Consider the following 17572-nt stretch of genomic DNA (forward strand, 5'->3'; position numbering starts at 1 on the left):
ACATCAGCAAATTGGTGATATGTAAAAGTTAAATTGTAGAGGTTGAGAATTTATATGTATAAAAATCAATGTTTTGATGGTTTTTTCAAGTGGTTTAATTAATTAGTTAATTTGACTAAATATGCAATTCATAAGCTTCAATTAGCTTTACTGATGACTTCATTGTTTAAAAATAATCAACCATTTTAATTTAATGTAAATTATTGTGCTTTTCTAAAGTGCAATAATTAGGCTGGACAGACAAAGGAATAAATATTTTCTATATTTTTATGAAGTGACTTAAAGCTCATCAAAGAGAGAAACTTATTGAATGGTTTTTACCGCATCTTGTAACTTTTTATCTGACCATTTCTCTGGTTTGCTTGGTGGCTTGCCAAAAGTCAGCGTTGTACCTAACCCGGGGGTTGATATGGTGACTCGGCCGTATTCATTTTCAACAACAAGCGGGTGTTCACTGTCTAGCAAAATAACATCGATTGTGTCTTCGCTATATAAATTGCCTCCCCAAAAGTCTGTGCCTCTGATCCCAATAGAGCCCATCGGTGTTTTAATTTTAAAATCGGGATTGGTAACCTGAGTGATTTGACCTGTCACGACTCTGAATGCGCCTTGTATAAATTCAAAGTGCGCTTCAGAGACTGTTTCATGTTCAAATTGATCGACAATAAACTGAGTATGCTCACCCAGTGACAAAATCGTACCATCATAAAACCTAAATTGTGCTCGGGCATTTTTTCCTGTTTTTAGTATGTCTGCGCGATAGACCGGGGACTTTCGGCTCAATCTGCGCTCAACCGAAGCCGATGTGGCCATGACTTGCTCTTTAGCAAGCATGACCTTAGCGACTTGCGCATCAGCTAAGCAGGCGCTTGAAAAAAGTATAAAACTTAAAAGTTGAATTTTCATTGCATGTGGCCGTGTGTTTTCTTTAAAAGTAGAAGCTCAGTGGTAGGGTGTCGACTTTATCTAGCCATTACTTTAACGAATTGTTCACAAAGCTCAGTTTAGTACGTCGGGTTATCGATCTAATTTGAAAGGGTAAAAAATTCGTGCAGGTGAGAGCAACTTCCGTTTATAACAGTGAGCCTTTGGCAATTATGCGCACTGGCTCCTTGCATTGGGCAACAATGCAGCTAAATAAGGCGCCTTATTTCACAAAGTCGCTATTAAGACAGCTTAGCCAGTTCTTTTTACCAGAATCTAATACACAAAAGCGTGTAATTAAGGTCCTCAGCAGCGACAAATCAGGTGTATTTAGTTTGGGAGGAGACTTAGGTAGCTTAGCAAGTTGTGTGTCTGAGCAAGATGGCGTTTGGCTCAAAGACTATGCGTTTACTTATATGACGCTGCTGCAGCGAATTTTACACGGCGCGAAACATAATGTGACCAGTATCGCATTGATACAAGGCCGTGCTTACGGTACAGGTATGGAAGTTGCTTTGTGTGCGGATTGTGTTGTAGCAGAGGAAGGCGCAGTCTTTATGTATCCTTCTACGATGTTTAATCATGGCTTAGAGCATCTTTTAATTGCGAAGCTACAGCACAAAACATCGCGCAGTGCCTTGATGGAAGTCATGTATTCAGATAAGCGGTTCAGTGCCAAAGAGCTGTATGAACTCGGTTTGATTGATGTGTTAGTCAATGTCGGTGAAGGAGAGAAGAAGGTCAGAAGTCTGGTTGCTCGAGCGCAAGCTTGTGATATTGGACATGCGGCTTTACAGAAATACCGTTATCAGAAAAGCATTAATACGTTCAATCAGTTAAATAGCGTTGCTGAGACTTGGGTAAAAAACGCAATTAAAGTGGATGCCGTGCAGCAAAAATATTTACGCCGATTGGCACGCAAGCAATATTAGATCGCAATAATCATGGCGAAGAGGGCCGCTTTACGCGCACGGAAGGGGTAAGCGGCCCTATATAATAGGCAGTTTAGTATTTATTTTTCGTTGTGCTTACGGTGTTTTTTAATGGCTTTTGCAATACGCTTAGCCGCGCGTTGCATGGTTTTCCTATTCGGGTGTAATCCGTCATCCATGGGTTCAAAGCCTTTCCAGATATCCAAAAAAATGGCATCGGGCACTTCAGCTCGGAGGCGGTTTAGCCTGAGTTCAGAAAACGTCTCGTAATTTTCTTTACTGATTATCCAAGGCCAGTTGAATCGGCTTCGCAACGTTTCCCAATCTATGGCGTCATAGCTCGGTGCTTTTGAAAATATGGGAGTGATCCCAGCATCTAATGCTCGATTAGCGACGCTGACAAATGTATCAATGTACGAGTTCATTTGCTCAATGGTGCATTCTGATGTGTCTGCCATTGGTATACCGAATGCATCTGGGTGGTTACAATCGTTACCGCGAATAATTACGATATACTCTGCGGAGACTTCACCGGAAAATGAAGTTACTCTACTTAAAGCCTTGGTAAATAGCTTTTCATACCCTTCCCAGCCTGGGCCTACGCATTCTGGCCCCGGAAAGCAAGTGAGCCTGTCAAATGTTGTGGCACCAGCTTGGCCTTCGTTTATCAGGTGCCCAGATAGTCGAGGTTCTCTGATCAAGGCATTACCCAGTGATAAGTACTTCCCTGAATTGATTGCTATACCGTTTAGTGGGGCCTCAAGGTTATCGAAATAAGGCATTTTTGCATTCGCGAATGAAGCACCAATTAACAGCAGTGGTGGCTCTTCAGATTTGGGAGCAGCATGTAGGTGCGAAGTGAGCAATAAGCTTGTACTGAATAGAATGGTTTTTAACGTATTTGATGTCAACATAAAGGTCCTTTTGGCTGAAAATTAAACACTTCTAAGTTATGGGATGGAATTCAAACTGTAATTAGGACTTTGGTCGATTATCATAAAGATTGGTTATTAGCCTTATTTCGCAACGGATAAGTTCATTGCGAAAATAAAATTCACAACTTAGGCTCAGCGCCGTTGTATCTAGAGTCGCCCAAAGGCGTTCATCTCCATCAGCTTTTGAGTAGTGACTTTGTGAGGAGTAAAAGTATAAAAACTCTAAAGCACACCCGTTTATCGCATTGCGCTAGGTATCAATAATGATAAAAATTCTCAATGAAAGTACCGTTTTTAATTTGTTGCTAGATAAAGGCGTCTTGGTTGTTCCAACCGCAGGCCCTTTAGAAGTGGCTTCCAAAGGACTAATTTGCCAAGGGGAGATAGCCGTACAAGATGACATAGAAAAATTCTTGACCAAGAAGGTTAATATGTCGCCTTATATTAATGGTGCCTATGCGGCCGGTGGAGCGGTCACATTCAGCGCAATTAACGATATTGTTTTATCCGAAGTGACATTTAAAGGCGGCGCGCCAATTGTACTTAAAGGTGATATTGTGTGCGCATTGAGCGTGATCCCCGCACTTAACCCTCAGGGAGTACCGGATCCTGGTCCTCCGACTGAACTTACGGTCAAATATGAACCGACCCAGCCGATTGTTATCTCTAAATAAAAAGTCAATTTACTGCACTTTTTTCATTTTATACACATACTTAAATGCCCATTTATAAAGGGAATGAAAGGAAATCTCATGAATAATGTAAAGTTGTCTCGTTTTCTCAGCATCACTTTGCTGATATGTATACCGCTGGGGTGTTACAAAGAGGGGATGATAAGAGGCAGTAATGAACTCTTAATAAATGGCAGTTTGCTTAAAGGCACGATGGCCTATGCTTCTATTATTATTTCTGATGCAAAACGAGCGACCATTTGGCAAGGCCAAAGTGATGAATTTGGGTCATTTGACAGTCAGTTTAGTGTGAGCGAAAACAGCGTTTTTTATATTGAGGTAAAAGTAATAGACGACACAACAATGGTTTGTGATGCAGTTGAGTGCTTCGATAGTGATGGAGGCTTAATTGCTAACTACCAAGAAGTCGTCACAGCCCCTGAGCTTGCTCACTTACAGCTAAATTATATGGCTTCATCCAATCATTTAATTGGCTCTGTGCAAATAAATGCTTTAACGAGTTTGGTATATGGCCAGATCAATAATAAATTAAACCAAGGTACAAGCTTAGGTGAATTTGACTCGATTGCTCAGCAAGCCAGTCAAGTGGTTTTGACGGCACTTAATTTGCCTGATCAGCAACGCAATATACTGGCTACTGAGCTAACGCCAGTAGACCAACTCAGTGCTGAGCAAGAACAGACTCTGATGCTATTGAGTTTAGTTAATGCGGCGGTAGCCGAAAATACCACACAATTATCACCGCTTATCTCAGCAATTAAGCAGTTTAGCACCCAGCCAGAAGATGCAGCGAACCGAGATAAGTTATCAGAGTTAAAAACGGCACTGATGGCAAGCTCCGTTAAGTTAGCGCAAAGTGGATTAGTGAAAAATATTCCAGACGATATCAATCGCCGGTTGCACGAGGCACAAACCCAACCGATTAATTTTGATTTATTGAAAGCCGAAAATATACAGCTACAAGCAGAAATTCAGGCTGTGAATGTGACGGGGGTGACTGGTGGAAATGGTTAAGATAAAGTCTCCATGCGATGTAAAAACAGCATCGGTCTTATTCGCCTTACTCAGCATTTTGTTGATGAGTATGGGCTTGAGTGCTCAGCCTCTTGTTTTGCAAAAAGAAAAGCGTTCAACCAGTATGCCTTGGCATAAAAAGGTCAACTATTTTGGTAACATCTCGGCATACAATCAATCGATTTCTTTGAGCAGAGAGCCTGTTAACCAAGTAATAAGCAGTGATGTTTTCTCAGGAGATTCCAATACACTTGAAGGACGCTTCAGTGCGGGTGGTAAGTTGTTTTCGAGTGGATCTATTTATGCGGAGTTAACGTTAGAACACACCAAGCTTAAAGGCCAAATAAGTCGTGCTGGCGAAGCGAGATTTATTGACTCAGTGAATTATCGGCGACATAAATCTAGGCTCGAACTATTTTACGAATATGACCTAACCCATGGATACGCATTTGGGGTTGATGTGTATGCTGGTGGTGAAAAATACCAACATCAACAAAGTCGCTTTACGGATAAAGAGTTAGGTGGTGCTATTTTATTGAGTCATCAACGGCGTTTTGAAAATGCAAAGGTTGATCTAGCTTATGTACTAAGCTTTCGAGAGTTGGATTTTGAGAGTGAGTCGTTAGACGACACAAGTCAGGTTTATCATTCTTTACTTATTGAGTACGGGTATCAATTTTCGCATTTACTAACCTTGTATGTGGGTGGCCGGCACTCTGTTTTTCCAAACCACATTGAGCGGAGCTACTGGGGTAGTCAATCACAACAGGCGTTAATGTCAGAGGCCGAATACCGTTTTGATGCAAGTACGTTGATCACAATCAAATTCGAAAAGTTATGGCTGAGTGATAGCGGGCACACGCATACACTCTCGGCACAATATGAATATAAGTTTGGTGGAAAAAATACCAAGCGTCGTAAGCGAAAGTATAAAACCCCTAATCTGTTAATAAGGTAATTAACGCGTCAAAGGAAATAACGTTGGAAAGGAAAGCAAACCTTAAAATCGCCTGTTTTGGCGGGGCAGGTATTGGCCTTTTGTTCGGTGTAATTATGGGCACAAGTGTGACGCCGACAGTGACAGTGTTACTCGGTGCATTGACGGCAGTACTGGCTGCTATCTTAGGACTGAATGATCGTCACTTTAATGATGCTAAGGCGCTGCGTATTGGTGCATTCGGGATTGCCTGTGTTATTGGGGCGTACATGGGGATTTATGTACGTGCCCACAATGTATTTACGCCTTCGTTGTTGGAACTTAAAGCACAATACTTAGCAGCAGGTTACACACAGCAGCAAGCCCTACAACTTTTGACCTTAAAAGAGTTTGGCATGACACTAGAGCATGCCAGTCGCGCTGAAGACGCATCATCCAGCGGAATCTTTCACTTTTCAGAGCATGCAAACTTGTTATCTAATCAGCATAATAGTGTGTTATTCAGTGCCAGTGTATCTGTAACGGGTTGCGAGGAGTTAAGATATACAGATCGTAGCCTTGAGCTGGAAGAGGTGATTAATAATTTGACTCTCACTGGCGATGAGTGGGCGACTTTGAGTGAGTCAGTAGTGCGTCAAGTTGAGCCGGGCGACCAAAAGTCTATTTTATTGGCGGTACGGGATACGGTTTGTGGTGAACTCGGCGATGAAAAGCCTTGCTTAGATGATACGGAACTTGCAAATATAACTGAGTTTGATGAAGCCCAACATATATTGTCGCAAGCTTGGCATCAAACCTTGCAACAGTTAAATGAACAAAGACTATCAGAGGTGAATAAGCTCCATGTGCTGAAGTACGTTCATGAAATGGTCTGTCCAGAAAAGCAAGGTTGATAATATGACAAAGTCACTGTTTTTGCTGTCACTGTTTTTGACGTTTTTTTCCGTTAAATATGCCTTTGCCAGTTTAGATCCTGATGTTCTTAGCAAGAGTACAGTCAGAGTCGTTGTCAAAAAACCGAACAATGCAATGGGAGTCGCTTCAGGGTTTTTGTGGCAACAAACCCATTGGGTCGTGACGTCTTTGCACGTGATGGACCCGCACCCAAGGAGTAAAATTATCATAGACTTTGGGAAGAAAAGACGTCTAGCGAAGGTGTCTCGTGTTTTCCCTGAAGCAGATTTAGTCTTGCTTGAGGTCGTTAACCCACCAAAAGGGTGGCGCCCTTTAAATCAAATTAAGCAAGTGAAGCCTGAGTACAGAGAACATGTGACTGCATTGGGATTTCACCATGGCGCGCTGGCGATGAGTACACGTGAATTATTGAAAGGGTACGCAAAGCCAGAAATATTAAAGCAGTTTTTACCACCTTATGCCGTCGATACATTAGCAAAAACCAATATACCCGATGTTGAGTTTCCTATTTACTACTTGGACGGCAGTCTATTGCCTGGTTTTTCAGGCGCACCAGTATTTGATAGCCAGAGCAGGTTAGTGGGTATAGGGAACGGTGGGTTAGAAAATGGCGCCGCTAATGTCAGTTGGGTGATCCCAGCGACCAATTTAGCTAAGCTGGTTAATTCTAAGTTAAGGGTATTACCCGAAGGGTTAAAAAGCACTTCTGAGCTGTTCACGCTAGATAAAGTGACAAAAGCTCAAAGACAGCCGAAGCACAGAAAGCGAAACATGGTGCAACTACCTCGTTTATCAAATTTGTTTGTAACTAAAGCGCATGCAGGCTCTGAATTAGACACGGATAATGAATTATTGCCACCATTATACTCTGTTAAATATCAGGGCTTTGAATTTGTTAAAGTGAAATCGCGCACGCTCGCTGAACTGGCTTTAAGTAGTGCCACACCCAACGAATTTGATCAGGTTGACCAATTATTTAAATCAGTTTATGGCAACTTTATCCTCGATATATCTTCGTTGAGTTTTGATATTTATAGTGATGCTTTTTACGGCATTAATATTGCGATACCCAGAGGGGCCGAGTTATACGTTGATGCCCAAGGTTACCTATTGGCCAGAAGTGCAACGTTATGTCGGCTTTGCTTTTACGAACTGCAGTATCATGCAAGGATGCTTGATAAAAAGCAGCAAGTAACCTTGAACCAGTCACCTCATAGGTTCTTTGAGCAAAAGGCGTTGGAACATTGGGAAGCGCTTAACGAGGAAGGTGAGTTTGTAGAATATACGGACTACAGAAACATAACGGCCTATGGAGACAAACGATTTGTTTTAAATGCGCTTTTTGCAAATTTCAGTGAGCCACTCATTGACAGTTATGAACTTAATTATGTGTCTATTGCGACTAACAGAGACAGTTGGTTACAGGCGCAAGCCATTAATAACCGCTTTGACAGAGAATATCTTGATCTACTTGCTAGTCAAGCACAGTTGAATTGTCATCAAGTGAATTTGTCATTCACTCAAATTGAGTTATGCCAGTCACTGCATAGTGCCTACGCACTACTTATGAGCGTATATTTAACTGGTTTTTCAAATCGTTTCTATTCAATTTAGTCCTTTTCACATTCCACATCATTATTACACCCACTTTCCTTATATCGCCAGTAAAGGGATATTGGTGTGTGTTATTTCATAGCGAAATATGCATTTAAAAAACTGTAAATCAATCATTTAAAAAAATTTCATTTTAATTTTCACACCCTTTAGGCCATGGCGTCATAGCAGTACAAATTAATTAATACATACACATCAGTTGGGACTGATGTGGCGGAGCCGTGCAAAGGCTCTTCGATTTCAGAGGCGCAAAGGAAAGGGTGGGTTTGTTCCCATTGATTTGCCACCTGAACTGTTATGACCGAACAGCTTTGTGCCTCTTTTCCCACAAAATTCTTGCCTAACCGGCTCTTTAGAATGTAATTATCAACGTAAGGAAAAACTATGCCTCAATATAAAACCCCAGACGTCTACGTCCAAGAGAAGTCAACTCTGCCTCCGTCAGTTGCAGAAGTGGCTACTGCTATCCCAGCTTTCATCGGTTATACAACAAAGCTCGATGATGCTGGTAATGTTGCTTACCTTAATTCACCAACTCGTATTACGAGCATGGTTGAATTTGAAGCTGTATTTGGTGGCGCATATCAAGAGAGCTTTAAAGTTGCACCCAAGTCAACAGGTGGCTTCAATGTCACGTCAGATGGCACAATGCTTGCGGATGCATTTTTCTTTTTACACCAAGCAGTAAGTCACTTTTTTGCGAATGGTGGTGGTGCGTGTTATGTGGTGAGTATCGGTGAGGCTAGTGCTTCGCTCATCACAAATAACGAACTACAAAGTGCACAAGCAGCCAATTTTACTGCTGCAATCACATTGCTTAATAAAGTAGATGAAGTCACGCTCATCTCTTGTCCTGAAGCGATTGGTTTGAATACAGTTAAGCATTACGAAGTACAAAATAAAGCACTCGTCCACGCAGAAAAGAGAATGGATCGTTTTGCCCTTGTTGACGTTCAAATGCAAGCGGATGCAAGTAGCATTGACCCAATTGCAGACGACTCGAAAGCATTGAGAGCAGGTGCAACACTGGGTCTTAAATATGGCGCGGCTTACTATCCATATTTAACAACTACGATGGCACGTACTTATGATGCGAAGCAAGTGGTACTAAGTACGCCTTTAACGGCGCAGGCTTGGTGGCCAAAAGCGGCTTCTCATGAACTTGTTTGTGTCGGTGACAATGGTATGTGGGCACCGATTGGTCAGGATTACTTATATAATCCTGCTGGGGCGAACGACCAGACTGACGCAGCATATGATCCATCAGGAAACCGTTATTTAGTGCCAGAAACGGTATTTGCAACAGACGGTACTCATTATTACCGTCTAACAGATGGTGAGCAAGTTGATCTAGCAAACGGCGAAGTAACAGCAACACCAGGTGGTTCTGCAATTACTATCACGGATGACTTCGAACTCATTAATATTACGCTTCCAAAGCTACAGCTTGCAGCCATTGGTGATCCAGCTTACCCATTCTCATCAGCAGATGTGTATAACCAAGTAAAAGCAGAACTTGGTAAAAACTACCTTGATTTACCACCTTCACCAGCAATCGCGGGTGTGATGGCTAAAACAGATAAAGATCGTGGTGTTTGGAAAGCGCCAGCTAATGCTGCACTTGCACAAGTATTAATGCCTAAACTGGCAATTGATAATGCAGATCAAGAAAACCTCAATGTTGATGCAACTTCAGGTAAGTCTATCAATGCTATCCGTACATTCGTCGGTAAAGGAACGCTTGTGTGGGGGGCGCGTACGCTAGCGGGTAACGATAACGAGTGGCGTTATGTGTCTGTACGTCGACTATTTAACATGGTTGAAGAGTCTGTACAAAAAGCAACCCACTTCGCAGTATTTGAGCCAAACACACCGTTCACTTGGCTAAAACTTAAAACCATGATTGAAAGTTATCTAGAAGGGCTTTGGCGCTCAGGTGCTTTCTTTGGTGAAACACCAGAACAAGCATTTTTCGTCAACGTTGGCCTTGGTCAAACAATGACTGAAGATGACATCAACAATGGCTTAATGAACATTGAAATTGGCCTTGCGGCAGTACGCCCAGCTGAATTCATCGTACTAACATTCTCTCATAAGAGCCTTGAAGGTTAATTCTTGCGCCTAAAGGCAATTAGCTAATTAAACATTGCTATTTGGCGCTGAATCTTGGCGTCAAATAGATATTTATTTTTCCTACAGCACAGCTGTAAATACCGAATTTTTGGAGTTATTACATGGCTACTACTAAAGCAGATATCGCAGCAGAATATCCAATTCCCGTCTATCGATTTGTTGTCAGCTTCGGCGAAGAGAGCATTCCATTTTCAGAAGTATCTGGTCTAGACATCGGCGTTGAAACAATTACGTATAAAGATGGCTATGGCAAAAAACACATGCCTGGGCAACCAACAGACGTCAACATTACTTTGAAGCGTGGTCTGGTTAAACAGAAGAGCCAATTCTACGATTGGATCTCATCTATCAGCTTGAACTTAGTTGATAAAAAAGACATCACAATTTCATTGACCAATGAAGACAGATCTCAGCCATTGGTGACATGGAAAGTGATTAATGCATTTCCTAAAAAACTGACCGCACCGAGTATCAACGGTGGTTCTAACGAAGCCAGTGTTGAGTCTTTAGAGATGATGGCAGATGACATCAAGATTGAGTTCCATTAATTTTTAACTCTCTTTTAGGGCACGTAAGTGCCCGCTTAGGTGGCTAATATGTTTCAAGACCCTAGAACTCCCATGGTCGGGTATCGATTTTTAGTTGGTATTGTGGCCGCAGGCATTCCTAACCCCATTGATATTTTGTTTAAAGAAGTCAGTGGTCTAAAAATGAACCGAAGTATCGACTATACCAATAACCGCGTTAGCATTGCGAATCAAAAACAAGCGAAAACACTCACTTTAAAACGTGGCGTTTTCCAAGGTGGTAGCCCGTTGATGTTGCAAAATCTTGTATTTGGTGATGCTTGGAATACCTACTTGGTAAAAAATCAGATTTTGATCACCACCTTAGACGATAACTACTTACCATCGCAAGCTTGGCTTGTACAAGATGCATTTTTAGAAAGCTGGGAATGGGAGGGGATTGATGCGAGTAGAAATGATGTGCTTATTGAGTCTCTTAGTTTTAGTTATCGCGATTTGGTGGCTGTGCCTATTCCAGGTGTGCCAGTGTAAGGAGCTCAATAGATGGAAGTTAAGTGTAACAATGTTCGAGTTAAAGCACGGATCCGTGCTGATGAACCTGCCCAGTCAACGGTGGCAAACTCTACCGGTGTGTCCAGCGACGAGGCGCAACAATCATCGCAGTCTGAGTTTTATAGCAACGCAGTAAGCTGGTCCGAACTACAAGACTTATTACACCAGTTAGAGTCAGATTTAAAACGACATATTGAGTTTAGATTTGCACGTCAAGGTAAGGAAAAGAGGCCCTAATTATGAATAAAGCAGACGGCATTAACGCAAGTGGCTTACCACTTTGCAAAGTGACTTTTTATAAAAAAATTGAGCGTGGCGATGGCAATAAGTTGGGTGAGTTAACGCTTCCGTATGATCCGAAATCACTCAATGTCACTCATCAAAATTGTTTAAAAGATTCGAAGGCCATTGGCTCGGAAAGCGGCTCTGCACGTTATCAAAAATCACCCCCGTCCGTTTTAACGATTACGTTTTTACTCGATAACACGATTATTGAAACTCCCTCTCAATATGCAATGACCATGAGCGGTGAAACGTCAACCGAAGACAGTATTCAGGAAATGTTAAAATATGGCCTTGCAGTGCAAGGGGAAACGCACTTGCCTGCGTTCGTCACTATTATGCCCTTGAACATGGTCCTTAACCATGGTGCCGATGGCGGTTTTCATGGCATGTTTAGCGATATTAATGTCATTACTGAGTTGGTTAACTCCAAAGGCAATCGAGTAAAAGCTCAGGTTGTCTGTAATATCTCTGAGTGTCTATCGAGCAAAGAAATTAAACTCAGAACAGGTAAAAGCTCGCCTGATCTCACGCACGAATTACAATTTTTAGATGGGGACAGTTTGGTTTCGAAAGTCACCTCTATATACGGGAAAGCAAACTATGTTCATCAAGTAGCGAGCGTCAATAGACTGCCCTCGCTCCGCAGTGCTGAAGTGGGTGACTATATTACCTATCCACCATTGGAGCGATGACATGGATATTCGTTATACAATATTAGTTGATGGTAGCGAAAAGAAACTAGAAGTCGGCGTACGTGAAGTCGTTACCCATCGTGGGCTAAACCAGGTTTCTGAGTTGTCAATTGTATTCGAAGATGGCGATATGGCTGAGGAAAGCTTTACATTAGATCTGAATAAAGATTTTCAGCCCGGTAAGTCCATCGAGGTCAAAGCCGGTTTTGGCGACGACGCGCAAATGACATTATTTGTTGGTGCCATAACAGGAGGCAAAGTTGGCTATTGTAGTGAGCCTTATATTACCGTATTCGCTAAAGGTGAAGCCAATAAGCTCTGTCAGTCCAAAATAAGTAAGCTCTACAAGCCAGACTCTACTGACACAGACATTATCAATGATTTACTCAAGCTCTGTGGCGGCAAAAAAACCGTGGCGGACAGTAAAATAAAGCACTATCAATATCTCATGGTTGAGAAAAAACCGTGGGAAGTGATCATGAATCGTATCCTGACCAATGGGTTTGCGCTTTATGAAGAAGAAGGGATCAACATCGTTGATTTGACGACGCACAAACCCGCAGCGACGGAGTTTAATGTAGCGATGGATGGGTGTACTGAATTTGAGCTTTGTATGGACAATAGTTCATACGCTCAAAAAGTCGACCACAGTGCATGGGATATTAAAACCCAAGCCATGTTACTTGAAAACTATGACTCGGGTGAGAAAAAAGAGGGCGCGACCGCAGATGTCGTCATCAAATCACAAGCGCCCATCGATAAAGTCGAGCTCGCTGCTAAAGCAAAAGCCGAGCAAGTTTATCGTTTATTAGACACTAGCCAAGGCCGTATCCAAGTCGATATGTCTGAGGCCATCACTCTACATAAACTGAAACTACTCGATGCAATCAAAGTATCGGGAGCTGGCGAAAACAACAAAGCGGATTATTTGGTGACTGAAATTCATCATCACTTAAGTAATCAAGGCTGGTTCTGTGAGTTTACACTGGGTTTATCTTTAACGAAAAGTGGCTGGTCTAAATGGACTGAGCTGCCAGCTACGCCAATGTTGGTTGCCACCGTTGCGCCGTTTAAAGACGATAAAGAAAAATTACATCGCATACCCATCACCTTAAATACATTAACCACGGAACCTATTTGGGCAAGGCTTTTGACAACCTATGTTGGCAAAGAAGAAGGGTTGTTTTTACCCCCCAATCCAGACACTGAAGTGTTGGTGGACTTTATCGGGGGGGATGCCAGACATCCTGTGATTGTCGGGGCATGTCACAACCCAGTGGCCATTCCTCCTTTGGGTGGGTACAAACAGGAATATGATGTTAGAGGGTTGTTGTTTAAAGAACAGGCCACCGCGCTGAAGTTCACCTTTAAAAAACCACACATCATCATGGAAGGAAGTAAAGATCACTCAATCTCTTTAGGCGAAAGCTCGGGTTATGCTTTATCTCAAAAAGACAAGGCGGGTATGACTGCTAAAACGGATGTGGTGATTAAAACACCTGATGATAGTCAGATAAAAATGGATAGTAAAATTACCATTGAAAGTGCAAAAGTGGTGGTTGCCACAGACAAGATGGAAATAGGATAACGAGGAGGTAGCTATGAACAATTCATTTCTGGGTAGAGGGTGGGGATTTCCGCCAAAGTTTACCAGCCCGGATTCTGGACCTGATATGGAAGACGGAGAGACATTGGTTAAACAGGCCATTTCTATTGCACTGAATACACTCAAAGGCGAGCGGCCTTATTGGAGCGAGCTGGGTTCCGGTTTATCTAATTTTGTTTTTGAGGATGTCAGTGAGTCGGCACTGGTCACGCTCAAGCAAGAGGTTTCTGCGGTGCTTTTAAACTATGAACCGAGAATTATCCTTGAGGATATTTCGTTTGATATGTCAGATGTATACGAAGGTGCCTTATTAATAGAGCTCACTTATTTGATCCGTAAAACCAATAGCCGCAGCAATATGGTGTTTCCGTTTTATCTCGCCGAGCAATCTGTTTAAACCCGCGTTTCAAAACATTTGGTATCACCCACAGAATCACCCATTTCGACCTTGCTCGCCAAGCAATATGCAGACCCGCACCGCTTATCCTTTTACCAAGACTTAGTAGTGCATAGGTATGCTCATTAATAACATTAATAAGGTAATCTCATGACTTTTAAGTCTCGTAGTCAATCACTTATCTCTGGCAACGGTAAAGGGTTAAGTCAAACCGCACGACAGATCCCCGAGCTTTCCAGTGATTTTTTCAGTATCGAACCGCGTACGATTGAGCAATGGCTGTCTTACTTGTCTTCTGTCGCTCAACACACCCAATTTATTGGTCAAGCAACGTGGCAGCCAGTACAAACTTGGTACAAAGTGTTACCTGAGCCAGATAAGTTTGCCGCACTGGCTAAATTAATTCTGGTAGGAAGCGGCGGCGAACTTATGACTCGATTGGCGAGCCGACCAGACCTGTCTTTACTACTTACTTTTGTTGATCTGTTACAGCATACCCAGCAGCAGTTTAACGATTTTGTTCAACGCCATCTTGACCATTATTATCGCGATATATTGGGCTTTGAGTTGCAAAGTGCAACGCCTGATTCAGCCCATGTTTTAATCGAACTGAACGAGGTCGAGTCGCTGACGCTGCAACCTGGAACTCAGTTTGATGGCGGCAAAGATGACAACGGCGAAGAGCGAATTTACCAATTGGCTGAACCCAGTGCGATAAATCGCGCAGTGGTAGAGACGGTGACAACGGTGAACAAAGCGCACTTTGCAAGTGGCGTGAAGATCTGTCGCAATGTCTTACTGGATACTGAATTGGGTATTGAGCTTGAAAGCAGTGCAATGACATTTGGCGATAAACAAATGTCAGAAACTCAATTACCGGTAGAGATTGGGTTTAAAGTTGCTTCGCAGGATCTCTTTTTGAGTAGTGGTAAACGCATTATCTCACTGCGTTTTTCTACCGATGAATTTGGCGAAACGCCCATTGACTTATCACTTTGGATTGAGAGCTTTGATATTTGGGTAAGTACCAAAGAAGAAGCTGTGTTGTTAGGCTCAGAACAGCTTAGCCTCAATGGTGAGAGTGAACTGGTTATTCATGTTGATGAGCTATTTGCGCCAATTGCCCCTGTCGCTGATTTAATGATTGGCAAAGACATGGTGCTCCCTTATATCGCCTTTGTGTTAAAGCAGACAAAATACGACGCGCTGTATGCATTGGATCTTAATGAAAGAGTGGAGGCACTGGCAAACTTAGCTGTCAGTGAAATTCAAGAAGTGCGAATGGCTGTAACCGTACTCGGTGCAAGTGGCTTGGTTGCCAATAATGGTACTGGCTTTTTAGATACCACTAAGCCCTTTGAGCCATTTGGTTTTACCCCTCAGCTGGCAGAGAAGTTCGAATTCACGCACCCTGAGCTATTAAGCAAAAGAGTGACAAGGGCAAGTATTGAATTTAATTGGGTGGGTAGACCGGCAGATTTTGATGCGCATTACCAAACTTATATGGACTATCAGAGTGCAATGACACCACCAGCTGACTCTGCGCAACCTGCCAGTGAGGCTTGGCCAAGAAACCAAGTATTGATATCGCAATCGGACATGACTTATAGCAGTGAGCAGAGCAAATTGGTTGCGGACCTATTTTATAACGACTTGGTGTGGCAAGCGTCTGATAATGAATTAACACCTGATGAGCACACGTTGATAGTGCAAGACAACACCGGTGAATTACCTGATGTTGTGAATAATATTGCGACTAACCGCTTGGTTTTTACTTACGATGACGACAATGGTGATGTGGATTACCTGTCTTTGCCATTCAATTTGACCCAAGCCAAATTATGGCCCAAATGGTACACTTTGGCTTTATCCAATCAAGATTTTGGTCACCCGCAATATACTAAGGTATCTGAGTATTATGCGTTCCAAAATAGTATTAAGTTGGCAAACTGGAATCCTGCGGATGGTGATTTTATGCCAACGCAGGTACCAGAGCCGTATACCCCATTATTAGACTCAGTCAAATTACATTATCGAACGCAAAGTATTTCTCGGGCGCAAAGGGCTGCCATAGGTAATTCTATATGGATAGAGCATATTTCACCTATTGGCAGACAGCTACAAATATTGGAGCAGCAAAGTACGCTTCATTTAATGCCGAAAATAGACGATTTGGGTTATTTGTATATTGCCATTGGAGCTCTGCCGACACCCGGCCAATGCAGCGTGCTGTTCCAACTAGAAGCGGTTGATGGCTACAATTTTTCCGAGTCTCCGCAGTTTAAGTGGGAATACTACAATCAGGGGCAATGGCACCTCTTTAGTCGAGAAGACTCTCAAGGTAGCGGGGAAGAAGGGCGAATATTACAAGACAATACCTATGATTTGCTAGATTCGGGGATCATTATTTTCTCTTTACCAGAATTTGATTTAGCGGATCAGTTTAATCAAGACGGTAAGGTCTGGATAAGAGCCGTCATTGATTCAGAGATGCTGCAAGATGACTATGTAAACCCCATCTATTCAAAACTAAAAGGCGTCTATGCTCAGGCTGTCCAAATTACGCTTAATTCAGCTGAACATGCTCAATCTCATTATTTACAACCGTTGGCAGCTGGGAGCATTAGTAAATTAACAGTGACGGACCCTTTAATCGCGTCGATTGAACAGCCATTTGATAGCTTTGGTGCCAAGGTTAAAGAAGATGATAGTCGTTTATATAGGCGTGTCAGTGAGCGCTTAAGACACAGAGATAGGCTTCAAACAGGGTGGGATTATGAGCATTTTACGTTGCAGACTTTCCCTGAATTACACTCTGTGAATGCTTATCAAAATGCTGATGGTGTGAACATCACCGTCATTCCACTTAACCATGATGTAGATATTTTACAACCCAAAGTACCTCGCTACTTGATGCGTAAAATACAGGATGAAGTGACAGCCCGCTGTGCGCCATATCTCAATGTTAAAGTTGAAGATCCAACATACATTGAAGTGCAGCTAGAAATCATCATTCAGATTGACCCAAGATTTGATATTCAGACCACCGTAGTTGAACTAAATGACTTAATTGTGGATACCTTAACCCCATGGAACAAGCCGGATGCTGAGTTATCTCAAACCATCTATTTGTCGGATGTAGCACAGGCGTTAGAAGCCCATCAAGCGGTCAACATGGTACAGGTGATCCGAGGTAAACGCATGGATGATCTGATAAGGCAATACTCTCAAATTTCGCCTAATGAAAGCAGCGAAATTTTAGTTCCGACACGCAATCATAAAATCTCTTTAACGAATGTAGATGGTGACGTATTTGAAGGGATTGGAAAATGGAAAATTCAGCATAATTTCGTTGTGCAATAAGCTATTTACGTTTAAAGCGACGCCAAATTAATAAACTGTTTCACAATCTTGAAG

At 42.4% G+C, this 17572-nt stretch carries 16 protein-coding genes; 14 read left to right on the top strand and 2 right to left on the bottom strand.

Annotation, left to right across the window (positions count from 1 at the left end):
* Positions 1-303 precede the first annotated feature (303 nt).
* Complete coding sequence (locus N473_RS02845) at positions 304-906, bottom strand: FecR family protein (protein WP_063366629.1); 603 nt, start codon at positions 904-906, stop codon at positions 304-306.
* A 221-nt stretch (positions 907-1127) separates the two neighbouring features.
* On the opposite strand from N473_RS02845, the gene N473_RS02850 reads away from it, so the two are divergent.
* Complete coding sequence (locus N473_RS02850; protein WP_196766362.1) at positions 1128-1856, top strand: enoyl-CoA hydratase-related protein; 729 nt, start codon at positions 1128-1130, stop codon at positions 1854-1856.
* Positions 1857-1936: 80 nt separating this feature from the next.
* Here N473_RS02850 and N473_RS02855 read toward each other — a convergent pair whose 3' ends face one another.
* The gene (locus N473_RS02855; RefSeq protein WP_063366631.1) at positions 1937-2770 is read right to left on the bottom strand and encodes an SGNH/GDSL hydrolase family protein; all 834 of its coding nucleotides are present in this window, start codon (positions 2768-2770) and stop codon (positions 1937-1939) included.
* Between the two features lie 284 nt (positions 2771-3054).
* Here N473_RS02855 and N473_RS02860 point away from each other — a divergent pair, with 284 nt between their 5' ends.
* From N473_RS02860 to N473_RS02920, 13 genes are all read left to right on the top strand, one after another.
* The gene (locus N473_RS02860) at positions 3055-3465 is read left to right on the top strand and encodes a hypothetical protein (RefSeq protein ID WP_039609819.1); all 411 of its coding nucleotides are present in this window, start codon (positions 3055-3057) and stop codon (positions 3463-3465) included.
* Positions 3466-3543: 78 nt separating this feature from the next.
* A complete protein-coding gene (locus N473_RS02865) occupies positions 3544-4497 on the top strand; it encodes a hypothetical protein (protein WP_063366632.1) in 954 nt (317 codons plus the stop codon).
* Positions 4490-5455 carry a hypothetical protein gene (locus N473_RS02870; protein ID WP_155735519.1) on the top strand — a complete coding sequence of 322 codons (966 nt, stop codon included), beginning with the start codon at positions 4490-4492 and terminating at the stop codon, positions 5453-5455. The genes N473_RS02865 and N473_RS02870 overlap by 8 nt, the downstream gene beginning before the upstream one ends.
* A 23-nt stretch (positions 5456-5478) precedes the next feature.
* Entirely contained in the window at positions 5479-6327 is an 849-nt protein-coding gene (locus N473_RS02875; protein WP_063366634.1) for a hypothetical protein, read from the top strand.
* 4 nt (positions 6328-6331) lie between these two features.
* Positions 6332-7963, top strand: coding sequence for a S1 family peptidase (locus N473_RS02880; RefSeq protein ID WP_063366635.1), 1632 nt, complete (start codon positions 6332-6334; stop codon positions 7961-7963).
* Between the two features lie 384 nt (positions 7964-8347).
* Complete coding sequence (locus N473_RS02885) at positions 8348-10075, top strand: phage tail sheath family protein (RefSeq protein ID WP_063366636.1); 1728 nt, start codon at positions 8348-8350, stop codon at positions 10073-10075.
* Between the two features lie 122 nt (positions 10076-10197).
* On the top strand, positions 10198-10644 hold the full coding sequence (locus N473_RS02890) for a phage tail protein (protein WP_039609825.1): 447 nt from the start codon (positions 10198-10200) through the stop codon (positions 10642-10644).
* A 48-nt stretch (positions 10645-10692) separates the two neighbouring features.
* Positions 10693-11154 carry a phage tail protein gene (locus N473_RS02895; RefSeq protein WP_039609826.1) on the top strand — a complete coding sequence of 154 codons (462 nt, stop codon included), beginning with the start codon at positions 10693-10695 and terminating at the stop codon, positions 11152-11154.
* 12 nt (positions 11155-11166) lie between these two features.
* Positions 11167-11412: a hypothetical protein gene (locus tag N473_RS02900; protein ID WP_063366637.1), complete on the top strand. Its 246-nt coding sequence runs from the start codon at positions 11167-11169 to the stop codon at positions 11410-11412.
* Between the two features lie 2 nt (positions 11413-11414).
* On the top strand, positions 11415-12152 hold the full coding sequence (locus tag N473_RS02905) for a hypothetical protein (RefSeq protein WP_063366638.1): 738 nt from the start codon (positions 11415-11417) through the stop codon (positions 12150-12152).
* Position 12153: 1 nt separating this feature from the next.
* Complete coding sequence (locus N473_RS02910) at positions 12154-13740, top strand: phage baseplate assembly protein V (RefSeq protein ID WP_063366639.1); 1587 nt, start codon at positions 12154-12156, stop codon at positions 13738-13740.
* 13 nt (positions 13741-13753) lie between these two features.
* Positions 13754-14155, top strand: coding sequence for a GPW/gp25 family protein (locus N473_RS02915; RefSeq protein WP_063366640.1), 402 nt, complete (start codon positions 13754-13756; stop codon positions 14153-14155).
* Between the two features lie 150 nt (positions 14156-14305).
* The gene (locus N473_RS02920) at positions 14306-17518 is read left to right on the top strand and encodes a hypothetical protein (RefSeq protein WP_063366641.1); all 3213 of its coding nucleotides are present in this window, start codon (positions 14306-14308) and stop codon (positions 17516-17518) included.
* The last annotated feature ends 54 nt before the right edge of the window (positions 17519-17572 follow it).

The sequence above is a fragment of the Pseudoalteromonas luteoviolacea CPMOR-1 genome (assembly GCF_001625685.1).
In the GTDB taxonomy this organism is placed as follows: Bacteria; Pseudomonadota; Gammaproteobacteria; order Enterobacterales; family Alteromonadaceae; genus Pseudoalteromonas; species Pseudoalteromonas luteoviolacea_K.